Annotated in this window: 16 protein-coding genes; 15 read left to right on the top strand and 1 reads right to left on the bottom strand. The window is 53.2% G+C overall.

Features of this window, described 5'->3' with window-relative positions; translation table 11 throughout:
- Positions 1–26 precede the first annotated feature (26 nt).
- The 5 genes from BUB22_RS00745 (at position 27) to BUB22_RS00725 (ending at position 3,872) form a co-directional block, all read left to right on the top strand.
- On the top strand, positions 27–296 hold the full coding sequence (locus BUB22_RS00745) for a UPF0175 family protein (protein WP_083535327.1): 270 nt from the start codon (positions 27–29) through the stop codon (positions 294–296).
- A complete protein-coding gene (locus BUB22_RS00740) occupies positions 293–793 on the top strand; it encodes a PIN domain-containing protein (RefSeq protein WP_073113498.1) in 501 nt (166 codons plus the stop codon). The genes BUB22_RS00745 and BUB22_RS00740 overlap by 4 nt, the downstream gene beginning before the upstream one ends.
- 464 nt (positions 794–1,257) lie before the next feature.
- The gene (locus BUB22_RS00735; RefSeq protein WP_073113497.1) at positions 1,258–1,539 is read left to right on the top strand and encodes a hypothetical protein; all 282 of its coding nucleotides are present in this window, start codon (positions 1,258–1,260) and stop codon (positions 1,537–1,539) included.
- A gap of 18 nt (positions 1,540–1,557) precedes the next feature.
- Entirely contained in the window at positions 1,558–2,085 is a 528-nt protein-coding gene (locus tag BUB22_RS00730; protein WP_139258644.1) for a hypothetical protein, read from the top strand.
- Between the two features lie 2 nt (positions 2,086–2,087).
- Positions 2,088–3,872: an FISUMP domain-containing protein gene (locus tag BUB22_RS00725; RefSeq protein WP_073113495.1), complete on the top strand. Its 1,785-nt coding sequence runs from the start codon at positions 2,088–2,090 to the stop codon at positions 3,870–3,872.
- Between the two features lie 287 nt (positions 3,873–4,159).
- Here the strand turns inward: BUB22_RS00725 and BUB22_RS00720 are convergent, their stop codons facing one another.
- On the bottom strand, positions 4,160–5,038 hold the full coding sequence (locus BUB22_RS00720) for an MBL fold metallo-hydrolase (RefSeq protein ID WP_073113494.1): 879 nt from the start codon (positions 5,036–5,038) through the stop codon (positions 4,160–4,162).
- A gap of 102 nt (positions 5,039–5,140) precedes the next feature.
- Here BUB22_RS00720 and BUB22_RS00715 point away from each other — a divergent pair, with 102 nt between their 5' ends.
- From BUB22_RS00715 to BUB22_RS00670, 10 genes are all read left to right on the top strand, one after another.
- A complete protein-coding gene (locus BUB22_RS00715) occupies positions 5,141–5,959 on the top strand; it encodes an alpha/beta fold hydrolase (protein ID WP_073113493.1) in 819 nt (272 codons plus the stop codon).
- A gap of 371 nt (positions 5,960–6,330) precedes the next feature.
- On the top strand, positions 6,331–7,218 hold the full coding sequence (locus BUB22_RS00710; protein ID WP_073113492.1) for a sulfide/dihydroorotate dehydrogenase-like FAD/NAD-binding protein: 888 nt from the start codon (positions 6,331–6,333) through the stop codon (positions 7,216–7,218).
- Positions 7,218–8,717 carry an NADPH-dependent glutamate synthase gene (gene gltA / locus BUB22_RS00705; protein ID WP_072809078.1) on the top strand — a complete coding sequence of 500 codons (1,500 nt, stop codon included), beginning with the start codon at positions 7,218–7,220 and terminating at the stop codon, positions 8,715–8,717. The genes BUB22_RS00710 and gltA overlap by 1 nt, the downstream gene beginning before the upstream one ends.
- 414 nt (positions 8,718–9,131) lie before the next feature.
- Complete coding sequence (locus BUB22_RS00700) at positions 9,132–9,815, top strand: DUF4956 domain-containing protein (RefSeq protein ID WP_072809076.1); 684 nt, start codon at positions 9,132–9,134, stop codon at positions 9,813–9,815.
- A 10-nt stretch (positions 9,816–9,825) separates the two neighbouring features.
- Positions 9,826–10,926, top strand: a complete 1,101-nt coding sequence (locus BUB22_RS00695; protein WP_073113491.1) for an HlyD family secretion protein — start codon at positions 9,826–9,828, stop codon at positions 10,924–10,926.
- Positions 10,926–12,305, top strand: coding sequence for a TolC family protein (locus BUB22_RS00690; RefSeq protein ID WP_073113490.1), 1,380 nt, complete (start codon positions 10,926–10,928; stop codon positions 12,303–12,305). Before BUB22_RS00695 ends, BUB22_RS00690 begins: the two co-directional genes overlap by 1 nt.
- Before the next feature lies 1 nt (position 12,306).
- Positions 12,307–13,125 carry a polyphosphate polymerase domain-containing protein gene (locus BUB22_RS00685; RefSeq protein WP_072809070.1) on the top strand — a complete coding sequence of 273 codons (819 nt, stop codon included), beginning with the start codon at positions 12,307–12,309 and terminating at the stop codon, positions 13,123–13,125.
- Between the two features lie 41 nt (positions 13,126–13,166).
- The gene (locus BUB22_RS00680) at positions 13,167–14,801 is read left to right on the top strand and encodes a lamin tail domain-containing protein (RefSeq protein ID WP_073113489.1); all 1,635 of its coding nucleotides are present in this window, start codon (positions 13,167–13,169) and stop codon (positions 14,799–14,801) included.
- 146 nt (positions 14,802–14,947) lie between these two features.
- Positions 14,948–16,735 (top strand): TolC family protein, encoded by a 1,788-nt coding sequence (locus BUB22_RS00675; RefSeq protein ID WP_083535303.1) that lies wholly within the window; start codon positions 14,948–14,950, stop codon positions 16,733–16,735.
- Positions 16,735–17,733, top strand: a complete 999-nt coding sequence (locus BUB22_RS00670) for an HlyD family secretion protein (RefSeq protein ID WP_073113487.1) — start codon at positions 16,735–16,737, stop codon at positions 17,731–17,733. The genes BUB22_RS00675 and BUB22_RS00670 overlap by 1 nt, the downstream gene beginning before the upstream one ends.
- Position 17,734: the final 1 nt, after the last annotated feature.

Raw genomic sequence — 17,734 nt, 5'->3', positions numbered from 1 at the left:
TGTATATTTATAGATGAGGTATGAATATGCAAACCGCAACAATTGAAATAACGACTGCGATGGAACCTTATGTAAATAAGCGTGACATGTGGCTGAAGCAACGTGCGATGCTTCTGTACCCCTATATCCAGAACGGGACGATTTCGCATGGCCGTGCCGCCGAGATTCTTGAAATGGACAAGTGGTCTCTTATCCAGCTGTATGGTTCTATGGGTATTCCGTATATTGACATGGACGAAGCGGAACTTGAGCGTGATATTGCAAATGCCCTTGCTGCATGTGGAGAGTCTAAGTGATAGTTGTCTCTGACACGACTCCATTATTGACTCTGTTCAAAATTGGGCGGATTGATGTTTTGAATAAACTATATAATTCCGTTCATATTCCATTTGCTGTATTTGAAGAACTGACTCGTAATACTGAATACCCTGAAGAAGCAGAGTATTTTAGGAATTGTCCGTTTTTGGAAGTTCATTCGGAACTTTCCGCAGAAAGAGTATCCCTATTGCAACGAGCGACTGGTTTGGATCTGGGCGAAAGTGAAGCGATTATATTAGCAGACGAAAAGCAGCCGAGTCTTTTGCTGATTGATGAAAGCAAGGGGCGTGTTGTTGCAGAGAGCATGAAACTGACAATCACCGGAAGCATAGGTATTCTCTTTGCCGCATACCAGAAAAAGTTACTTACTGCAGATGAAATTGACCAAAGTGTTACTATGCTTAGGGGCATGAATCGCTTTATCGGCGAAAAACTTTTTAACCTGCTATTGTCGTTGGTTCACAATAAGAAATAGGCCCTTTCTATTCCTTTTTCTCCCTAAAAACACTCTTTCCTCTTTATAAATTAGCCCGAAATCACCATTTTTATGTCAAAAACGCTTGTTTTTGTAAACTTTTTGAGCATTTAGCTCATTTTTATGTTATTTTTAAAGAGTAAAAGAGTTTTTGCTCTTGTTCTCTAGATGAAATGTGCAAATTTCAAATAGACGGGAACAAGACGAACGCTCACGCAGGTATGCCGTTTTGCGGCATGCTTCAGTTTGTCATACCGACTTTTTAGTCGGTCTTTGGTCGTATGACCAAGGGCAACAGCCCGTTTGGGGCGTGGGTCGTTTGTGTTTATCGTCTATTAGGCATGCACAGCCTCATCTAGGTAAACGCAACGATCTGCGCCTTTTTTGTATTCATACAAAATATGGTGAAGTTCTTTGCGGAACGGGGGTGAACTCCATAGGACATATTTCTATAAGGAGTGACCATGAAATTAAAACTATTCATGTTGACGGCACTTGCTTCGGTGCTTTTGTTTGCAGGCTGTAAATCGGAGGCCGTTGAAAAACTTGAAGAGTCCTGTAGCAAAGATATGAACTTAATTGGAAATGAAAAGGCTTGTCGAATGGCTCTTATGATAAATTGTGGAGGACTGGTAGGTATCAACACTGTTAAATCCTGTGCAAAAGATATGAAAGATGAGGAATGCGCGGGAATTCCCTCTTACTGCATAAGCAGCTATTCCAAGGCTTTTGATTCTAAAAATTAATAGGCTCGGGGAATAAAAATGACCTCAAAATGGATGACAGAAAATGAAAAAACGGCTTTAAAAGCATCTATGGACAAGTTGGCTGGTCTCCGTGCTTTAAAAAACACAGAAAACGTCTATGATGCATTTGATGCATACAAGAACTTCAAGGATGCAATCGGCAATTACAACAGCGACATGGCCTATATTTCTTGCTTGATGGCGAAGAAATGGCTAATCAAAAGATTTGGAAATCACGTTAGCGATTCCCTAGATGTCTCCCAAAAGTCGCAGTCAGCCAAAGGCTTTGATATTGAACTTAGGGAATGCGACATTGTTGGCGAAATAAAAAACACGGTTCCTTGTAAAAAAAAAGATGACGGTTTTGGAGCACAGCAGATTGCATCCATTGATAGCGATTTACAAAAATTAAGAAACTCCGGGGTTAAGAACAAATTCTTTTTTGTCACAGACAAGAAATGCTTTGATAATCTTAAAGATGAAAAATTTAAACAAAAACTTAAGGGCATTGAACTTGTGCCACTTTTCAATGAAAAGGAGGCTTAGTTATGAATAATTATGAAAAACAAGCATCAGCAGAAACATACTTCCATCTTGCGATTATAACAATCGTAATTTCAGCATTTATCGCCTGCGGCGGAGATTCTGGAAACAATACGTCCGATGAAGTGCTTAGTGAAAGAAACTCTGCATCTCGAGATTCTGTAAATTATTCGGGGTTGACCTATAAAACATACGAAGGTCTAGTTGCTGAACAGCCCTGCGATTTAGCATTGAACAAAACCGTAGCACATGTGAGTTCAACCAATCAAGACTATCTTTGTAGCCAATCCCCATCAACTGGTATATGGTCGTGGGTCCCATATCAGGGAGGAAACGGAACCACCGTTGATGAAAATGGCCGGGTCTATGAAACGTTCGTAGACTCGCGCGATGGTCACATTTACAAAATGGTGACAATAGGCTCGCAAACCTGGATGGCCGAGAATTTAGCCTTTGCGACGGATAGTAGCCATTGTATGTTAGACGACGGTGTCGTAGAGTATTGTGGTTTTGGTAGGTATTATCGGTGGTCAGATGCGATAGACACTGCAGGTCGCTTTTCTACTGATGGGGTTGGATGTGGATATGGTTCGTATGCCAAGGATTGCGCAGCAATATGGTCAAAAAATTCAATTAGGGGAGTTTGTCCGCAAGGGTGGCATCTTCCTGATACCAGCGAATGGAGAACTCTATTTGATTTCGTTGGAATGCCTTCCGCATTACTAAAACAAGGACTATCAAGTTCCTATTTGGATAATGGAACTGATGTCTATGGATTTTCAGCCTTCCCTATGGGTTATTGGTATCAAGGCCGTTGTAGTAATTGCTCTAGGAGTTTAGGCGGTAGCAGCCTCATTTCTACAGTTATGTATCTTGCTTCCACACCAATATATCATTATGATAATATGACTCTAATGGATATTCCGAATGTTGAATGGGATGAAGATAAATTCAATATTACATGGTCAACTTATTTTACAAAAAATGGATTGTTACCCGTCCGTTGTGTAAAAAATATTGAAGAAAATATTTACTCTTCATCTTCGCAATATTCAAATAGCGAAACAGCATTCTCGTCTTCAACAGCATCCACGAGTAGTTTGTATTTAGCTCACTCTGTACCAAATTCATGCAATGGAAAAATATCTTGGCATGGTCCAAACAAAATGTATCGAGTAGATACGAAGCATGACGCCCAATTAGGACAATCCAAATGTTCAACTTCTTTTAGTGCAGGGTGTTGGGACTCTTACAATGACTCGGAGAACGGCGGCTCGTCCTTTGTAACATGGCCTACCACTGTGGTTAAATACCCTTATGGTCATGGAGCAGGTATTACAGAAGGATTTTACACAGATGAATACGATTATTCTCCGCTTATTGATTATTGTGGAGGAATTTGTGGCACTTATACGCTTGGGTTGAATGAAGAAAATCTAGGAGGTAGGGATAGTCCTTTTGTGGGTGTTGGATTCAGCATAGCAGGAATGGCTTATGCTGATGTTTCAGATTGGGGTGGAATCTGTGTCACTTATGTTTCTGACATCGACCTATCCATCCAAGAGCAACATGAGGATTATTCTTGTCTAGAAGTTATTTTGCCTAAAGCATCCACCCCTACTACAAAGAAGATTTCCTGGAATTCCTTTAAGCCTACGTTATACGCTCGTAACCAAACGTTGACTGGTGAAGATGCGGCCAAAAAACTTCGTGGAATTATGATTGAAATTCGAGGAAATGCTGGTTCCTCAGGTAATTTCAACATCATTTCCATAGGATCATATAACTAATTTCTTTTTTTGACCATGTTACGGAAGTAATCACACTTGATTGGTTATAATTGAAGAAAAAATTGCGTTAGGGATAGTGACCCCTTGGGGACAAGACTCGCGAAGCGAGGCTTGGTTGCAAGAGCGACGCGGGTGTGCCGCAGGTGCGCACGGGTCGCCTTACAATATAGCCCGCCCTTGCCGTAGGCAAGGGAACGCCCAAAAAAATTTTGACCGTAGCACACCGCTGCGGTCTTTTTTATAAATCTGCACGATTTTAGTCAAGTTGCGACTAAGCGGCAAAGCCCTTACTCCGCAAATCCCGGAGGGGGCAGGTGCATGCCGGCCATCAGGAGCTTGTTGTCGCGGGCGTATTGCATAATGCGCTTGCGGCTCTCGGCGGATTTCGGCTTGTCCATGTCGTAGTTGGAGTTGATTTCGGGGTGGTCCTTCTGCAGGGCGTAACCGTGCATCAGGTCGCCGACGATAAGCAGGTTTGCCAGCTGGAATGCGGTGTGGCCCGGCGTATGCCCGACGGCGTCCATCGCGAGCACTCCGTGGGGGAGCGTATCACCGAATGCGAACAAGTGAAGGCTATCCTTGTAGAGCGCCATGATGTTCTTCTGCAAATCGTTTTTCGGGATGTCGTTCATCCAGGCGTCGTATTCCACCTTGCCCGCATACACGGCGGCGTTCTTGAAAGCCTTCGTGTCGTTGCCGGCATCATCCTTTGCGACAAGGCCCGAGATGTGGTCCACATGGAAATGCGTGAGGTAGACAAGCCCGATGCTGTCGGGGTTCACGCCGAGAGCGGCAAGGCGGTTCATGAGCTGCCCGCCGAATGCGCCGAGGCCTGCATCGAACAAGATGTACTTGCCGTCGACCTTCACGAGGAAGGTGCTCACGCTGGCGGGGATGCCGTCGGGCATGTTCAGACTGTTGTAGAGCGAGTCGCTGGCGTCGCTGAAGAGCGAGCGCGGGTTCAACTTGTTGCCCGTGTTGTCCTGAATCCAGGTGACGCTCGCACCGTTTGAAAGCGTAATCGTCTTGGTGCCCTCGACTTGAGCGGCAGCTTCAGTACTCGCATTTTCCACGGTGGCGGTTTCCTTGGCGGTCTTGGTGTCGCTGCAGGCGGCAATCGTAAGCGCCAGCGCGAAAGAGCAGAACGTGATGAAATTTTTATTCATAAAGCCACCTTTTGAACGTGGAGATCCCCGCCTTCGCGGGGATGACAAAAAAAATAAGAAATAACATTCTCTTTTGTGAAAGATGTATCTATCTTTTACACCATGAGCGAAGAACTTGTACAGTGTGTCCGCACCGCCGGTTTTGAAATGGAATACGCGAAGTTCGGGAATGGCCCGAGAGCGCTCGTGGTTATTCCGGGGCTTGCCATCAAGAGCGTGATGAAATCTGCAGCCTCCTTGCAGGTGCCCTACAAGATGTTCACCGAGGGTTATACGCTCTACTTCTTTGACCGGCGCAAGGATGTGGACCCGGGTTACTCCCTCGAGGAGATGGCTCGCGACCAGGTGCTTGCCATGCAGGCGCTCGGCCTCAAGGACGTGGCGCTCTACGGCGTTTCGCAGGGTGGCATGGTGGCCCAGCATATCGCGGCGACGCACCCGAAACTCGTGTGGAAGCTCGTGCTCGGCTGTTCGACATCGAAGCCGGAGCCGCAACAGCTTGAAGTCATCGGGAACTGGGCGCGCCTTGCTCGAGCTCACGACCGTGAAGGCCTAGTGGAAGCCTTCATCCGCGACTGCTTTTCGGTGAAGTTTGCCGAACGCTACAGCCGCGCACTCCGTGCCATGTACAAGGACGTTTCCGAAGCTGACATGGACCGCTTCGCCATATTCGCCCGCGAGTGCGATAACGTGAATACCGGCGACATGCTTGCAAGCATCAAGTGCCCGGTGCTCGTGCTTGCCGCAAGCGAAGACCGCGTTGTTTTGCCCATCGCATCCGACAAGATCGTGGAAAAACTCAGGGCCGCAAATGTCCCCTGCGAGTACGAGATTTTCGAGGGCTACGGCCACGCCGCCTTCGATGAAATCAAGGAATACAAGGACCGCATATTGCAGTTCTTGCTGAAAGAGATTCCATAAATAAACTTATTTCTGCTTGAAATAAACGGTCATAACCCTGCGATAAACAGTCTTATAAGTGGAAGGCGTCGGCCACAACCGATCAAGGCGAGTGCCGCGGCCATACTTGTATGGCCATGGTTGAGCCGTAAGGTTGGCGCTTGCGCCAGGATGGGAAGGGTGCAGGGAGGGGCCCGTGCGGCCTTCGCAGTAGTGTGCAAACGAGTGTCGCAGCGGCAAGTTTACTTGCCGATATGACCGAGTGCAGCCACGGACGCCGTAGGCGTCCACTCTGAGCTGGGGCCCCTCCCGCAAGAATTAAACTAAAAGAAGCCTCTTTTTCATGAAAAAGTCCTTTCTGACCAGAAGGACTTTTTTATTTTTGTGCCACTATGGCAAAAATTCTCTTTAAAAAACAGTTATCTCCTGCGGTATTCCAATTCCGCGTCGAGGCCCCGCTGATCGCCCAAGAGCGTAAGGCCGGCCAGTTCATCATCCTCCAGACGAACAAGGACAACGGCGAACGCGTGCCCCTCACCATCGCCGATGCCGACACGACTGAAGGCTCCATCACCCTGATTTTCCAGACCGTCGGTAAGACCACCACCGAACTCTCCAAGTTCGAAGTCGGTGACGATATCCCGGTGCTCGTGGGCCCGCTGGGTTCCCCGACCCACATCGAGAATTTTGGCCACGTGGTTTGCGTGTGCGGTGGCGTGGGCATTGCCCCGATGCACCCGATCGTGCAGGCCATGAAGAAGGCCGGCAACAAGGTCACTATCATCATGGGTGCCCGTAACGAGAGCCTCTTCCTCATGAAGGAAGAAATGACCGCCCTCGCCGACGAAATCATTTTCATGACCGACGACGGTTCTTACGGCCGCAAGGGTCTCGTGACCGAACCGCTGAAGGAACTCTGCGAAGACACGAAGGGCAAGCCCGACATGGTGCTCGCCATCGGTCCTCCGATCATGATGAAGTTCTGCGCCCTCACCACCAAGCCCTACGGCGTGAAGACCGTCGTGAGCCTCAACAGCATCATGGTGGACGGGACCGGCATGTGCGGTGGCTGCCGCGTGACTATCGGCGGCAAGACGAAGTTCGTCTGCGTCGATGGCCCGGAATTCGACGGCCACGAAGTCGACTGGAACAACATGCTCCAGCGCATGGGCGCCTTCAAGCCCCAGGAACAGGAAGCCTTGCACCGCTTCGGTGCCAATGACGGCCACAAGTGCAACATTGATAAGATGGCTGACGCAAAGGCCAAGGAGAGCAAGTAATGTCTGAACATTTGACTCGTGAACAGTTGGACGCCGCCGCCAAGGTGGAACTTGAAAAGATTAACGCCCTCCCGAAGCCGCTCAAGCCGAAGGACAAGACTGCCATTCCGGCCCAGCCGATGCCGCAGCTCGAACCCAGTTACCGTGCCCGCGTGATGGAAGAAGTGGCCCAGGGTTACACCGAAGCCCAGGCTATCGTGGAAGCTAACCGCTGCCTCGCTTGTAAGAACCAGCCTTGCGTCGAAAGCTGCCCGGTGCACATCGACATTCCGGCCTTCATCGCGAAGATCGCCGAAGGTGACTTCAAGGCCGCTATCGCGAAGATTAAGGAAACCAGCTTGCTCCCGGCTATCTGCGGCCGTGTTTGCCCGCAGGAACGCCAGTGCCAGATGAACTGCACCATGGGCAAGATGCACAAGGACGTGAACCAGGCTGTGGCTATCGGCCGTCTGGAACGCTTTGCTGCCGACTACGAACGCAACAACGGTGGCGCCTCTGTGCCGGCCGTGAAGCCCGCTACCGGCAAGAAGGTGGCTGTGATCGGTTCCGGTCCTGCTGGCTTGGTCGTCGCTGCCGACGTGCGCCGCGAAGGCCACGACGTGACCATCTTCGAAGCTTTCCACAAGCTCGGTGGCGTGGTCCGCTACGGCATTCCTGAATTCCGTCTGCCCAAGAAGATCGTTGACAACGAAATCGAATCTCTCGCAGCCATGGGCGTGAAGTTTGAGACAAATTTTGTCATCGGTCGTACCCGCAAGCTCAAGGACTTGATTGAAAAGGATGGCTTCGATGCCGTGTTCGTCGGTACCGGTGCAGGCCTCCCGCTCTTCATGAACATCGAAGGTGAAAACCTCGTCGGTGTGTTCGCCGCTAACGAATACCTGACCCGCGCAAACCTCATGCGCGCCTACGACAAGGAACATGCCGATACCCCGATGTGGCCCGGCAAGAACGTGGTCGTTCTCGGTGGTGGTAACGTCGCTATGGACGCTGCCCGTATGGCTCTCCGTCTCGGTGCCGAAAAGGTCCGCATCGTCTACCGCCGCAGCATGAACGAACTGCCTGCCCGTAAGGAAGAAGTTCTCCATGCCCAGGAAGAGGGTGTCGAATTCTGCGTCTTGCAGAACCCGGCCAAGATCCTTGGCGACGAAGCCGGTCACGTGCGCGGCATGCTCGTCGACAAGTACGAACTCGGCGAGCCCGACGAAAAGGGCCGTCCGCGTCCGGTCAAGGTCGAAGGCGCAAGCTTCGAAATCGAATGCGACACCGTGCTCGTTGCTATCGGTAACGGTTCTAACCCGCTTATCAGCAACACCACGCCGGAACTCTCCGTCGACAAGAAGGGTCACATCCTTCTCGAAGATGCTGCCGCCAACAAGACCTTTATGGAAAAGGTTTATGCCGGTGGTGACATCGTGCTGGGTGCTGCCACTGTCATTCTCGCCATGGGTGAGGGGCGTCGTGCCGCAGCCGGCATCAACGAGTTCTTGAAAAAATAAGCTTCGCATTACGGCGTCGCTCGCCCCCTCACGTATTACGATACGCTACGGGGGCTCGGCTCCTGGTCCTGCTCGCTTCTTTTTCAAGACCTAAAGCGTTATAAGAGGATGGCATTGCGCCATCTTCTTTTTTCTTCTAGCTTCGGCTTGGAAAAACTACGTCCCCGCTTCGGCGTTTTTTTTTCTTGGAACGAACTGTTCCGAAAAAATACCGCTTTTTGATGTTCTCTTTTACAACGGAGAATGCTTTATTAACGCTTCTTTACAAGGAATTTCGGGAGTTTTTATCTATTTTTCGGATGAAACGTTATTATAATGGCTCTTTGTTGACCCATTTTTACAAGAAAATGCCCTAAAAACGGCGTTATTTAAGTAGATTATGGAAACAAAAAGCAAACCTATATGGAGTAAAACATGCTCGACCTTCTTGCGGTCCAGTCCAGCACGACCAACGCGACTCTCATCACGCTGGTTTATACCCTTACGCTGGCTTTTATCCTTTCTTCCATCATCGGCTGGACGTACGAAAAGACGTTCCTCGGCCTTTCCTATTCCCGCAACTTCGTCCAGGGCATTGTCCTGAGTTCGGTTGCGGCTGCGATGATTATGCAGGCCATCGGCGATAACGTCGGGCGTGGCCTCGGTATGATGGGCGCTCTCTCGGTGGTTCGCTTCCGTACGAGTTTCAAGGACCCTCGCGATATCATGTTCATATTTGCCTCGCTGGGTGCGGGTATCGGATGTGGAGTGTATGCCTGGGGTGCCGCTGCCGGCGGTACGATAGCCTTCTGCTGTGTCGCCTTCCTGCTTTCGCGTACGGGCCTCGGCACCAAGCACTTCTTTGACGGCATGCTCCGCTTCGCCCTCCCGAACGAAGGCCCGGTCCGCGAGCAGGTCGAACATATCATGAAGACGAGCCTCAAGACGTTCATCCTTATCACCATGCGCGAAGTCGATGGCGGTGCCCGCCTCGATGTCGCCTACCAAGTGCGCCTGAGGGCGACGAAGCCTGCGGCGGAAATCCTGAATGAACTTTCCAAGCTGGAAGGCATCTCGGACGTGCAGTTCATGATGCAAGACGCAACGACGGAAATGTAGGGAGGCAACGATGAACAAGCTTGAAGATTGGCTCGATACATTCTGGAATACCCACAAGAACAATGCGGGCGTGGCCTACGTCTATGGCCACAAGCTCTCCATAGCATGGGTTATCTGCGTTATTTTGGCAATCGTGGTCGGGTTTGTCTACCAGGGCAAGGTCGCCATGTTCAGGGGTATCGCCGAGGCGAGCGAGACCATCATCAGCGTGCCCAGTGCTACCGAGATTGTGAAGGTGCACGTGGTTCCCGGCCAGGAAATCCATGCGGGCGATACGATTGTCGAAATCAACCGCCCCGACCTGACTCTCCGCATTGCCGAACTTACCCGCGAGATTGATGCGCTCGAAGGCCGCAGCAACCTGAGTTCTGCCGAAATCGACCAGAAGGTGGCCGACGTGAAGGCGAACCTAGAGACCCGCCGCCTGACCCTCACCGCAGAAATCCGCAACCTCGAAACCGAATACAACAGCAACAAGGCTATTTCTGCAAAGCTCAAGAGCCTCTCGAACTCCAAATCCCAGAGCGACGGCAACGACGCGATGGCGATGCGCATCAAGAGCCTCAAGAACGAACTCGCCCTTGCCACCAAGAGCGCGAACGAGCAGATTGCCCTCCTCCGCGGTAGCAGCAAGCTCCAGAAGGCGAGCGGCAAGAGCGAAGCCGAGAACCTCAAGAAGGAACTTGAGGAAATGCAGAAGCAGCAGGAAGAACTTATCCAGATTGCGAAGGAAGACTGGGTCGTGGGCGACGTGAACGTGCGCGACGGCGAGAAGGTATCCAGCTTTGCTCCTATCGTGACATTGGCCCACAAGTCCCCGACGCTCGTGCGCGGCTACATCAACGAACAGATTTACCAGAACATGGACCTGGGCGAGGCCGTGAAGGTCACTACGCTTGCCGGTTCGGGCAAGGCCGTGGTGGGCGAGGTCGTTGGCCTTTCGAGCCGTATTGTCGCATTCCCGGAACGCATGTGGAAGATGCCCGAGATGCCGGTCTACGGCCGTGAAGTGACCATCAAGATTCCCGAAAACAATCCGTTCCTGCTGGGCGAGATGGTGACCATTTCTGAAACTAGCGGAAAGAAACTCAAGAAGAACGAGAACAAGTAATGAAACGCATTGCAGTCCTCCCCGCCATGCTTGCGGCTGCCGTATTCGCGGAACCGCTCACATGGGATAAGCTTGTAGAATCGGCCAAGAACGACCCCCGCTACGAGGCGGCGCAGAAGCGTTCCGAGGCCACCTCGGGCGAACGGAATACGAAACTCTGGGACAAGTTGGAACTCCGTTACCAGCTTGACGGGTTCAGTTTTGCAAAGCACGATTTTGAACTGCGCATGAGTCCGAAGACCTTCGGCGAAAGCAGTGCCGACAAGGAAAGGGCCGATGCCGTAAGGAATTACGAGAAGGCGAGGTTCGGCGTCGAACGTTCTCTGTTGCTCTTTGACCGTTACGAACGTGGCGTGCGTTACGTGATGCGCAAGAAGATTAACGAGATTAACAAGCAGTTGCTGCAGGTAAACGCAGACCGCGTGGAAGTGCTGCACATGAAGTCGGGTTCTGCCTCGTTCAGTGCCGAAGATCTGATGTCCACGCTCGAGAAGGGTGCTACCATCAAGGCGGATTTGCTTTCGGACAGCACGGCGCTCCGCGATGCGGAACTCAAGATGAAAATCTGGGTGCCCGATTTCGAAGGCGTCGATCTGGATTCGTCGTTCCTCCCCACGATGGACGAACTTGCGCAGAACCTCTCGAACGGCGTGGAAGTGAACGAGAACTTCCCGCTGGTGGCGATGGCACGCGGCAAGCGCGACAGCGAAGTGGCGCAGGCCAAGCAGGACGTGAGCAAGGGCCGCGACTACATCTCGCATATCGGTATCGGGTACTCCCTGCAGATTGAATCCCTGCTGGAAAAGTACAAGGACCTGGACGCCTCCGACATTTACGGTACAGGCGCGTATGCCGACTACAAGGACGAGTTCCAGTCCAAGACGGGTTGCACGAGCGCGCTCAACTGCAGCGCCACGGCCAGCATCCTCGTTCCGGACAAGGATAACAGGAAGACTGCCGACAAGTTCTTCGTGAACCTGGCTTTCCGCCTGCCGTTCTTCGACAGCGGTAAGGATTCCGACCTCAAGCTCCAGGTGGCAAAGCTCGATGCCGAAAGCGACTACCTCGCCGACGTGCGTGACATTAACCAGAAGGTGGCGCGCCTCACCGAAGAAGTGCTCGCGCTGATTGGCCAGTGGAAGGTGCAGAAGGAATTCGTGGAACAGGTGGGTGCGAGCGGGTTCATGGAACAATTCGCCCGCAATGCCGGTTCCGACCCGTTGCTTCTCCTGCGTGCCAAGGAAAGTGCGCTCGAAAGCGACATGAAGGCGGTGAAGCTCGAATACGATATCTTTGCCCGCTATCTTGAACTGCTCAACTACGCGGGTATCCTTGCCCGCGAAAACAGCGTGAACCACCTGCGCGAGGCTCTGAAGTAGTATGGCAGAAGCCCGCGGTTTTAGCCTCCTCGAGCGTTTTGAGCTCAAGTACCACATCCCCGTCGAATGGGCGGACCGGATTGGCGCCTTCCTTGCGCCGTACTGCGAGGAGGATTACTATTCCAAGATTACGCCGGGCGGATTCTACTGGATTACGAACCTGTACCTGGATACCCCGAAGTGGACGTTCCTCGGCTGGAAAAAGAAGCAGCTGCTGGACCGTTTCAACATGCGTATCCGCACCTACGGTGAACACCCTGCACAGGATGGCACCTTCCATTTCGAGGTCAAGCGCAAGATCAGGAGTATCTGCTACAAGAGTCGCGCGACCATCAAGGGAATCAATCCGGGCGAAGTCTGGCACATGAAACCCGATGAATGGCCCTGCAAGGGCGAGAAGGACCGCATGTACCTCAAGGATTTCCTGTACAAGACGGAACTTCACGGGGCACACCCGCGCCTTTTGACGCAGTACAAGCGCCGCGCCTGGTTCGGGCTCCGCGAGGAATATTCCCGCGTCACCATCGATACGGGCATGCGCTTCCGCGAAGAGAACGGTTTTGACTATACGGTGGACCCGCACTACATGCATTCGACGGGTCTTCCGAGGTTTTTCCAGCCCGGAGCCGATGCAGTGCTCGAATTAAAGTGTCCTTGCTCACAGGTTCCTTACTGGATGTTCGACCTGATAAGATTTCTGAACCTCAAACACGCCGCATTTTCTAAATTCGGTAATGCAGCAGCCGAATGGAAACGCGTTTATGAGAACCCTCGCCGGTTCAAGTCCCCATACTGGACAAAACTGGCGGGCAATTTCTAGTTTTTTTTAAAAGAGCGAAAACCTCAAAAAGGATGGCCCTTATGGATATGAAAAAGTGGCTTTTGGCTGGAACCCTGATTTCTACCCTCGGTGCATTTACGGCATGCTCCGAAGACTCGAGCAGCGACCCGGTGGGGCCGGTAGATTCTAGCGGCAGTGTCGTTCCCGATAGCAGCGGGGACGTTCCCGGCAGCAGTGATGGCCAGCCTACGGCGAAGTCGAGTTCTTCCATTGCGGACAACGCAGCTCCCCAGATGGCGTGCTCCGAAATCATGTACAATGCTCCCGATGGCTCTGCCCTGGAATGGATTGAAGTCTATATTGCGGGCGGCATGGACATGGACAACATGCAGAACTTTTTCCTCCACCTGAGCGGCGCGGTCGACTACACGTTCCCTGCCGAACCTCTTGCGAAGGGGGAATACATTGTTATCGCGAACGACCTTAACCTGTTCAAGGCGACTTACCCCGAATTTAACGGTCGCCTGTTTGGACCGTGGGACAATGCCGCTACGGTCAAACTCCCGAACGAAGGCGATGTGGTGAATGTGAAGGTTCAGGGCGAAGGTGACGTGAGCTGCGCCTTCAGCAACGAACCTCCCTGGCCGAGCATTGCCGATGGCAAGGGCCGTACCCTCGTGTACGTGGGCGGCAACGCTGCCCAGCCCAATTCCTGGGCGGCAAGCAAGGTGGATAAAGGCACTCCGGGCGTAGGTGGCGATGAATGGGTTGCCCCGACGCATGTGCGCATCAACGAAATCATGCCGTTCAAGCTTGGCGAAAAATCCTGGATCGAAGTGTACAATGCCGGCGACCAGCCGGTAGATATCACGGGCTGGACTCTCGAGGCGAAGCGCCGCGGCGAAACCCTTACTATCAATGCGGGCGTGGTCCCTGCGAAGGGTTACCTCGTTCTCGATGCAGAAACCGCCTTTGACAAGGAACTGGTTGTCGCTCCCGATGGCGGCGAGTTCTACCTGCGCGGCCCACAGGAAGGCGACGAATCGAGCATCTGGGTGCCGGCGACCACTGCAACGAGCGGCGTTGTTGACCTTTCCGACGGTTCTACGGCACAGGGTCCGCTTGCCGCGGCGACTCCCGGAGAGAAGAACTCCGCTCTCGCTATCGGTTCTCTCTATATAAACGAAATCCATTACCATCCGGATTTGAATAGTTCCGTGCCGTTTGAATTTGTGGAACTCGTAAATGCGAGCGACAAGGACATCACCCTTTACAGTTCTACGGTCAAGAGGGGATGGAAAGTCGAAGGTATCAATATCGAATTCACGGGCATCGTTTTCCCGGCAAACTCCCTGATGCTCCTGATTCCTGCGACGCTTGAAGATTTCGCGGTTGACGGCTGGGGAGAGGACTATGTCCGCAATGCGTTCAAGATTCCGGAAAATGTCATTATCAAGACGTACAACGGTAAGCTTTCTAACCGCAGTGAAACTGTCGCCGTCAAGGAACCGTATTCCAAGGAAGATAATGCGAGCGATCCTACGGCAACCAAGTACTTCTACATCTGGCACGATGCGACCCTTTACTCTGATGCGTGGGATGGCCTTGCCGAAGCGGACGGTTACGGATTTAGCCTGCAGCGTGTAGATACGTCTACCATGGGTTACGAAGCGAAGGCCTGGAAAGCAGTGAAGCCGACTCCGGGTACGCTTTAAATCAGTTCAATGGAACATTAAAATAAGAATTGCAAGAATCCCGCGGAAAACGGGATTCTTTTTGTATTCATAAGGCCGGATGTTTTACACAATTAGTAGGATGGGCGGAGTTGCCCCTGCTTATTTAAATATGTATTTTTCATTATATGAAAAAGAGTTTGGTCTATATCGCTTCCCTGAGCGTTGCCGCCATGGCAGCCCCGCTTACGCTGCAGGAAGCCTTGGAAATGGCGAAGTCCAACAACTCGCAGATTAAGGCCGAAAAGGCAAAGGTCGAAATGGCCGAAAGCGGGCAGAGCGAGGCCTTTTCACGGTTCTTGCCGAAGGTTTCCCTTTCGGCGGGTGTCACGAAGATTAACGACCCGATTACGATTGACTTGAGCCGCCTCCAGGGGCCCCTGAGCGAGGTGGCCGGTGCCGCCGCGTATTCGAAGGCGTACCTTTCGGCATACAACATGGCGTATACGCAGGCTTACAACGATGCCGTGAAGCAGGCGATGTCTGCCGGGCTGGACGAGGCGACTGCCAAGAGCATGGTGGACCAGAGGGTGGACGAAATCCGCGGCGGTGTCATGGGGAGCAACAAGGTGAATACGCTTGCCCAGCAGGCTGCAGAAAATTACGGCGCCGATGCGTCGAATAAGATAAACGATACCGACTTTGGTATGAAGGTACAGGACGACGTGTTCTTCAATGCCCGCGTGACCGTGGTGTGGCCCATCTTCACCGGCCTCAAGATTTATTCGGCATACGATGCGGCCAAGGAGAACGTGGCTGCCCGCAAGGCGGAATTCGACATGGCGCAGAACACCATCCTGATGGACGTGGCGACCAAGTACTTTACGCTCCGCCTCACCGAGGAACTTTCCGTGATGCGCGAATCCACGATGAAGAACCTCGAAGGCCACCTGGAACGCTCCAAGAAGCTCGAAGAAGGCGGGCAGATCAGCAAGGCGGAACGCCTGCGTGCCGAAGTCGCGCTTGCAGAGGCGCAGAATGCATACGAGGATGCTCTGCGTGACCAGTCGCTTGCCCGAATGGCGCTTGCGAGCCTGCTGCACACGGACACGAGCATTACGGCGACGACCCCGGTGGAAGCGCCGGACGTGGTGCACGGTATGGAGGAATTCAAGCAGCTTGCGCGCGAAAAGCACCCGGGGCTCAGGCAGCTTCGAACGGAACGCAAGCGCAGCCAGGATGCCGTGCGGGCCGCACGCGCCGACTGGTTCCCGACAATCGCCCTGTTCGGTTACAGGGAACTCTACACGAAGGACTTGACGATTCTGGAGCCCGAGTGGGCGGTGGGCGCGAAGGCCCAGTGGGACTTGCCGATTTTGGGCGGAAAGGAATCCCGTGCGAAGGTCAGTTCCGCGAAGTCGATGGAACGCTCGCTCTCGAACATGGAGGAACAGACTCTCGACAATATAAGCCTGCTGGTAGAAAAACGCTGGCGTGAACTGGAACATGCACGGGGCCGCCTGCAGAGCCTCGTCAAGACGCGCGAGCTCGCCGACGAGGCGCTCCGCAGCCAGACGCGTGCCTACGAGGCGGGTCTTGCAACCGGGCTTGACGTGGTGGATGCGGAGCTTGCGCTTTCGCGCTTGCAGGTGGCCGACCTGAAGGCACATTTCGATGCTGTGATTGCATGGCTCGGCCTGCTGGAAGCATCTGGCGAGGTTGCCGATGCGGGCACGATGCTGAATGCGACACGCCCGGTGGAAAAGCCGGAGGAATCCGCGCCGGCAGAAACGCCTGTCGAACCGGCTGCACCCGAAACGCAGCCTACCGCCGATGCGGCTGCCGCGTCGGCCCCCGCCGAACCTGCCGCCGTGCAGCCCGCAGAAAACACTGCGGGTGAACCGCCTGCCGCGGTCGGAACTGCCGCAAATCCCGCCGAACCCTTGCCTGCAAATGAAAATACGGAGAAGAAATAATGAACGTGCTGAAAACTCTCGGAAAGGTTATAGTTGTCGCCGCGTTGATTGTCCTCGTGGTGCTTGGAATCATGCAGTTGCAGAAGTTTGCGACCGCTCCCCGCGAGCAGTTCCTGCAGGGGCAAATGGAGGCTAGGCGCGTGCTTGTGGCCGGGAAGGTCCCCGGCCGCATCGAACGCTTGTTCGTGCACGAGGGCGACATCGTCATCAAGGATTCCCTTGTGGCGTTAATCAGCAGCCCCGAAATCGAGGCGAAGAAGATGCAGGCGCAGGGCGCCCTCGGTGCCGCACGCGCCCAGGCGAGCAAGGCCCGCAACGGTGCCCGCAGTGAAGATATCACCGCGCTCAAGGCGATGGCCGACCGCGCCCAGGATGCGGCGACGCTCGCGAAGAACACCTACGACCGCGTGCAGAAACTCTACAACGAGGGCGTGCTCCCGCTGCAGAAGCGCGACGAAGCCGAAACGCAGATGAAGGCGAGCCAGTCCGCTGCCGACGCCGCGAAGGCGCAGTACAACCAGGCAGTGGCCGGCGCCCGCAGCGAAGACAAGGCTGCCGCGAACGCCCTCGTGATGCAGGCCCGCGGCGCCACCGCCGAGGTGGACGCCTACCTCGAAGAAACCAAGATCCGTAGCCCCATCAGTGGCGAAGTCTCGCTCAAGCTTGCCGAAGAGGGCGAGGTCGTGGGCTCGGGCATGCCCGTAATCGCGGTGACCGACCTGGACGATGCCTGGGCGGTATTCCACCTGCGCGAAGACATGCTCAAGAACGTGTACAAGGGCAGGAAGTTTACTCTCAGCATTCCGGCGCTCGACAGGCAGGTTGAAATGGAAGTGAGCTACATCGCTTCCGTGGGAGACTATGCCACCTGGCGCAGCAGCAAGGAAAGTGGCGGGTTCGACCTCAAGACGTTCGAGGTGCGCCTGCGCCCCACGCAAAAAGTTGAAAACCTGCGCCCCGGCATGAGCGTGCTCCTTTCTGTAGATGCAATCCAGTAGC

This window comes from Fibrobacter sp. UWCM (assembly GCF_900129735.1).
Taxonomy (GTDB): Bacteria; Fibrobacterota; Fibrobacteria; order Fibrobacterales; family Fibrobacteraceae; genus Fibrobacter.
Note: the sequence above shows the minus strand (reverse complement) of the source record. Positions and strands in the feature narration are given on the sequence as shown.